Source organism: Kitasatospora sp. NPDC005748, from assembly GCF_040630735.1.
In the GTDB taxonomy this organism is placed as follows: domain Bacteria; phylum Actinomycetota; class Actinomycetes; order Streptomycetales; family Streptomycetaceae; genus Kitasatospora.
Genome location: NZ_JBEXYD010000053.1, coordinates 49,271 through 55,270, shown reverse-complemented (window position 1 = coordinate 55,270; position 6,000 = coordinate 49,271). Strand labels below are relative to the sequence as shown.

General features: G+C 76.1%; 5 protein-coding genes. All 5 read right to left on the bottom strand.

Features of this window, described 5'->3' with window-relative positions; genetic code table 11:
• Positions 1-489 precede the first annotated feature (489 nt).
• Positions 490-1,800 (bottom strand): DUF58 domain-containing protein, encoded by a 1,311-nt coding sequence (locus ABZ495_RS28870; RefSeq protein WP_359809194.1) that lies wholly within the window; start codon positions 1,798-1,800, stop codon positions 490-492.
• A 38-nt stretch (positions 1,801-1,838) separates the two neighbouring features.
• Positions 1,839-2,759: a MoxR family ATPase gene (locus tag ABZ495_RS28865; RefSeq protein WP_359809224.1), complete on the bottom strand. Its 921-nt coding sequence runs from the start codon at positions 2,757-2,759 to the stop codon at positions 1,839-1,841.
• Between the two features lie 92 nt (positions 2,760-2,851).
• The gene (locus ABZ495_RS28860) at positions 2,852-4,138 is read right to left on the bottom strand and encodes a DUF4350 domain-containing protein (RefSeq protein WP_359838814.1); all 1,287 of its coding nucleotides are present in this window, start codon (positions 4,136-4,138) and stop codon (positions 2,852-2,854) included.
• On the bottom strand, positions 4,135-4,806 hold the full coding sequence (locus ABZ495_RS28855; RefSeq protein WP_359809197.1) for a DUF4129 domain-containing protein: 672 nt from the start codon (positions 4,804-4,806) through the stop codon (positions 4,135-4,137). The genes ABZ495_RS28860 and ABZ495_RS28855 overlap by 4 nt, the downstream gene beginning before the upstream one ends.
• Before the next feature lie 5 nt (positions 4,807-4,811).
• Entirely contained in the window at positions 4,812-5,999 is a 1,188-nt protein-coding gene (locus ABZ495_RS28850) for a hypothetical protein (protein ID WP_359838812.1), read from the bottom strand.
• Position 6,000: the final 1 nt, after the last annotated feature.

The following is a 6,000-nucleotide window of genomic DNA, read 5'->3' as shown; positions in this document are numbered from 1 at the left end:
TACTGCAGGGGGGACCCTGTGGGAGAGTAGGACGCCGCCGAACAATCATTCCAAAGAACCCCCCGGTCCGTAAGGATCGGGGGGTTCTTTGCGTTTCCAGGGGCATTCTCCGGCGGCATTCGCGGTGGGTGGCTGCGGCTCGCCGGGGACCATAAGGGCAAGCTTCGGGCCGCAGGCGGCACTTCGTTGCGGGGTCACCAGGCGCCGGTGGCGAGAGACGACAGCAAGCCCTGGGGGCAGGCAGGCCTGGGGGCAGGCAGGCCTCCTCGCTCGACCGCCGGCAGAGTAGAGGGCGGTTAGTGGCCACCACAGGGGACCAGGGACAGAGACCCTCCCCGAAGCGGCCGAAGCAGCCGAAGCGGTCGTCAGGGCGCCCGCTGACCGGACGTCCGTCCACGGGCAAGGCGTACGACTGAGCCCTCGCCACATCCGTGGCGGGGGCTCAGTCATGCGGTCTCACACCGGCCGCACGGCCGGGGGGGGGGGGGCTCAGAGGCGGCCGGCGGCCTTGAGGGCGAGGTAGGTGTCGGCGAGGGCCGGGGCCACCGCGGTCGGCGGGGCGTCCAGGACGGTCACGCCGTGCCGGGTGAGCCGGTCCGCGGTGAGCCGGCGGTCGGCGCGGGTCTGCTCGGCGGCGGCCGCGCCGTACACGGCCTCGACGGTGCCGCGGCCGGTGGCCAGTTCGTCCAGGTGGGGGTCGGAGACGGAGGCCAGGACCACTTCGTGGCGCTTGGTCAGCAGCGGGAGCAGCGGCAGCAGCCCGTCCTCGACCGGGGCCGCGTCGAGGCCCGTGAGCAGGACGATCAGGGAGCGGTGCGGCGCCATCTTGAGCGCGGTCGCCACCAGCGAGCGCATGTCGGTCTCGTAGAGGGCCGGTTCCAGGACGGCCATCGCGTTGGTGAAGGCCGGCAGGATCTCGCTGGGGGAGCGGCCGGCCACCGAGACGCGCTTGCGCAGGTCGTGGGCGAGCAGGTCGACCCGGTCGCCCGCCTTGGTGGCGAGCGCGGTGAGCAGCAGCGCGGCGTCGAGCGAGGCGTCCAGGCGGGGTGCGTCGCCGACGCGGCCGGCGGAGGTGCGGCCGGTGTCCAGGACGATCAGGATGTGCCGGTCGCGCTCGGGGCGCCAGGTGCGGACGGCGACGGTGTTCCGGCGGGCGCTGGCGCGCCAGTCGATGGAACGGATGTCGTCGCCGGGCAGGTACTCGCGCAGGGAGTCGAACTCGGTGCCCTGGCCCCGGGTCAGGACGGAGGTGCGGCCGTCGAGTTCGCGCAGCCGGGCGAGCCGGGACGGCAGGTGTTTGCGGCTGTTGAACGGCGGCAGGGCGCGGACCGCCCAGGGGACGAGGTGCGAGCCCTGCCGCCCGGCCAGTCCGAGCGGGCCGAGCGAACGGACCGTCACCCGCTGGGCGTGGTGGTCGCCGCGCCGGGTCGGGGTGAGCACGGTGGTGGCCCGGCGCCGCTCGCGGCCGGGAATGCGCAGGGTGTGCCGGGAGGCGGCGATCTCGGTGCCGCGCCGCCACGCGGACGGGGCCCAGGCGTCGCGGACGCGACCTCTGAGCGGGCGGCCGCTGGGGTTGGTGACGGTCAGTTCGACGGTGGCCGGCTCGCCGAGCCGGACGGTGGTGTCGCCGCCCCGGGTGATCCGCAGGCTGCGGACGGGGGCGGCGAGCACGAGGTCGACGACGACGGCGAGCAGGACCGTGCCGGTGACGGCCGCGATCCCGCCCCAGGACGGCAGGAGCAGGCCCACGACGAGCGCGCCGAGTGCGGCGAGCAGGGCGGTTCGCCCGGTGAGGGCCATGCGGTTGCGCTCCTTCGTGAGCGGGGCGGGGCGGGCGGTCAGCGGGGGGCGGGCGTCTGGGCCAGGACCGCCTGGATGACGGAGTCGGCGGTGACGCCCTCCATCTCGGCCTCGGCGCGCAGCGCGACGCGGTGCCGCAGGGTCGGCAGGGCGAGTGCCTTGACGTCGTCGGGGGTGACGTAGTCGCGGCCGGCCAGCCAGGCCCAGGCGCGGGAGGCGCCGAGCAGGGCGGTGGCGCCACGGGGCGAGACGCCGATCGAGAGCGACGGGGACTGCCGGGTGGCCCGGCAGAGGTCGACGATGTAGGCGAGCACCTCGGGCGAGACGGTGAGCTTGGCGATCTGCTCGCGGGCGGCGGTGATGTGTTCGGGGCCGGCGACCGGGCGCACGCCGGCCGCGGCGAGGTTGCGCGGGTCGAAGCCGCCGGCGTGCCGGGCGAGGACCTGGAACTCCTGGTCGCGGTCGGGCAGCGGCAGGATCAGCTTGAGCAGGAAGCGGTCGAGCTGGGCCTCGGGCAGCGGGTAGGTGCCCTCGTACTCGACCGGGTTCTGGGTGGCGGCGACCAGGAACGGGGCCGGCAGCGCGCGGGGCGAGCCGTCGACGGTGACCTGGTGCTCCTCCATGGCCTCCAGCAGGGCGGCCTGGGTCTTCGGCGGGGTGCGGTTGATCTCGTCGGCGAGCAGCAGGTTGGTGAAGACCGGCCCGGGCTGGAAGGAGAACTCCGCGGTGCGGGCGTCGTAGACGAGGGAGCCGGTGACATCGCCCGGCATCAGGTCGGGGGTGAACTGGATCCGCTTGGTGTCCAGGCTGAGCGCGGTGGACAGGGTGCGGATCAGCAGCGTCTTGGCGACGCCGGGGACGCCCTCCAGCAGCACGTGGCCGCCGCAGAGCAGGGCGACGACCAGGCCGGTGACGGCGGCGTCCTGGCCGACCACGGCCTTGGCGATCTCGGCGCGCAGGGCGGTGAGCGCCTGGCGCGGGTCGTCGGTGGTCCCGGGGGTGCCGGTCGCCGTGCCGGGGGTGGAGACGGGGGTGGCGGTGGCCTGTTCGGTCACGGCTTCCGTACCTGCCTTTCGAGGGCGTCGAGGTCGTCGGCGAGCCGCAGCAGCGCGGCGTCGTCGGTCGGGGGCGGGCCGTAGAGGAGGGCCCGTACGTCCCCGGCGGGTCGGTCGGGGAGGCGGTCGAGGACGGCCGCGCAGAGCGCGGTGGCGTCGGGTGCGCCGCCGGTGGGCGGCACGCCGAGGACGGGCGCGAGGCGGTGGGCGGCGGCGCGGCGCAGGGCGTCGGCGGCGCGGCCCCGGGCCCTGGCCCGGCGGTAGAGGCGGGCGCGGCCCTCGGTGGTCTCGGCGGCGCGGACCACGACGGGCAGGTTCTCGCTGATGACCGGGCCGAGCCGGCGGGCCCGCCAGAGCGCGGCCAGCAGGGTCGCGATGCCGAGCTGGACGGCGGCCCAGCGCCAGCCGTCGGGGATGTAGTCGGTGAACCGCTTGTCGCCGACGCTGTCGCCGAGCGGGGCGGTGTAGTCCGGCAGGTGCCAGGTGAGGCGGGGCTGCGAGCCGAGCAGGCCGAGCGCGAGCGAGGCGTTGCCGTCCTTCTTGATCAGCTCGTTGCTGAGGAAGTCACCGCTGCCGAGGACGACGACGTCGGTGCCCTGGCCGGTCCGGACGGCGACCAGCGGGTAGCCGTGGCCGCGCGGGTAGCAGCCCTCGCCGCGGCTGCCGGCGGTGTACAGCAGGCCGCCGAGGTGGGCGGTGCCGGCCCGGACGGCCTCGGTGAGCGCGCACTGGGCGGCGGTGCTGCGGACGGCGGCGTAGGGGGCGCCGCCGCCCTCCTCGGATGGGCGGACGCCGGGGGCGAGCGCGCTGAGGGCCGCGGGGCCGGGGGAGACGAGGACCAGCCGGCCGTGCCGGGCGGCGGCGAGGGCGCGCAGCTGGTCGGGGCCGAGCAGGTCGGGTTCGGGGACGACGAGGGTGTCGTTGCCGGTGGAGCGGGCGGGGAGGTCGGCGGTGACGTCGACGTCGAGGCCCTGGCGCTGGAGCAGCGCGACGACGGCGTGGGAGCCGGAGGCGTCGTAGGAGCGCGGGTCGAGCGGGGGGTAGCGGCGGTCCTGGTTGAGCCCGGCCAGCACGGCGGCGGCGAGCAGCAGGAGCACGGCGGTGAGCAGGTACCAGCGGGAGCGGTGCCAGAGGCCGCGGCCGGTGGGCGCGAGGCTGCCGGCCGCGGGGGGCCCGGCCGCGGGCGCGGTCTGCGGCGGTGCGGCGGCGGGTGCGGGCGGTGCGGCGGGCGGCGGCCCGCCGGGGGCCGGCGGAGCGGCCGGGCCGGGGGTGGGGCTGGTCATGCCGCTCCTCCCGCGGCCGGGGCGAACGCCGGGCGGGCGCGTTCCAGGGTCTGGTCGAGGTCGCGCAGCAGCTGGTACGCGGTGCGGTCGGCGGTGCGGTCGCCGTAGGCGATGTCGTCGAAGGTGCGGGCCGCGGCGCGGAGGGCGTCGGCGTGCGCCGGGAGGGCCCGGCCGGCCTCGGCGGCGGCTTCGTCGGCGGTGCGGCCGGGCCGGGCGTCGAGCAGGGTGCGCTCCTCCAGGGCCCGGACGAGGGCGCGCATCTGCTCGCGGACGGCCTCCGTCCACCGGCCGGCCGCGGCGTGCTGTTCGGCGTCGGCCCGGTACTGGTCGGCGCTGCGCGGTCCGGCGGTGCCGAAGACGTCGAGCACGGTGCGGGCGGCCCGCTTGGGCGCGCCGAACCGCCACCAGAGGGCGGCGGCGATCAGCACGGCGATCACCAGGAAGAGGATCAGTCCGGTGGTGCCGCTGGTGCCGTCGCCGGCGATGGTGGTGAGCGCGTCGTCGATCCGGTCCATGACCCAGTCGTAGACCCGCTGCTGCAGGCTCGGGTCGTGCCGGTGGTACTCCGCGTTGAGCAGTTCGTCGCGGGCGGCGTCGCGGGCCGGGTCACGTGGAACGGTGACCGGGGCACCGCTCGCCGCCAGCGTCCTCTCCCCCCAGTTCGGCATCCGGTTCAGAGCCTCGCCGGGTTCTGGCCGGCCTGGTCGCCCCAGCCGGTGCCGCCGTACTCGGTCAGGCCCGCGGCGCGGGCGAGCTCGATGTCCAGGGCCTCGCGCCGGATCCGCTGGTCGACGTAGAGCAGCACGCCGATGGTGGCGGTGAACGGGATGGTGACGGTGGAGGCGATCACGCCGGCGATCGCGGTGGTGATCAGGACGGCGGTGGGCAGGGTGGCCGGGTCGCCCGCGTCGACCTGGCCGACGAGGTCGTCGAAGCCGAGGGCCAGGCCGACGATCGTGAACGGCACGCTGATGATGCCGGCGACGATGCCGGCCAGGACCTGGCTGAGGAGGTTGATCCCGAACAGCCGCCACCAGGAGCCGCGGACCAGCCGGCGCGAACGGGAGAGCGCCGTGATGACGCCCTGCTTCTCCAGCATCAGGGCGGGGGCGGCCAGGCTGAGCTGGATCCAGATCCAGATCGCGACCGGGATGCTGAGCAGGCCGACCACGAAGAGCAGGCCCGCGATGGCGGGTTCGTCCGCGCCGGTCAGCAGGTAGCCGATCATCGGGGCGAAGCCGACCAGCACCACGCCGGCGCCGATCAGGGCGGTCAGCAGGGTGAGGCCGGTCAGCTGGAGCAGCCGGGGGCGGGCGTCCCGCCAGGCGTCGCGGATGGTGGCGGACTGCCCGAGGATGGCGCGGCTCACCACCATGGTCAGCAGGGCGGCGGCGACCACGCTGAGCAGCATGGTCACCGGCAGGCTCACCAGGGCGGAGATCACCGGGGTGAGGTCGCCGGTGTCGCCCCGCACGGTCAGCTGGGTGCCGGTGACGGCGGCCTGCTCGACGACGGCGACGCCGAGCGAGAGGCCGAGCGTCGTGCGCCAGTGCGTGCGGATGGTGGAGACGGCTCCGTCGAGGATCTCGCCGAGGCCGAGCGGGCGCAGCGGGATGATGCCCGGCTTGGGGCTGACCGGGGCGCCCCAGCCGTACTGGCCGTGGGGGCCGTGCGGCCCCTGGCCGCCGTACTGGGGGCCGCCCGGTCCGGGGCCGCCGTAGCCGGCGCCCCAGGCGGGGGGCGCGGCCTGGGGTGGTACCGACGGCCCGGGCGCGGCGGCGGACGTGTCGGCCGGGGGCCGGTTGTCGTCGCGGGACGGCTCGGACGAGCTGGGCGAGGCCCAGCCCGGGGTGTCGGTCATC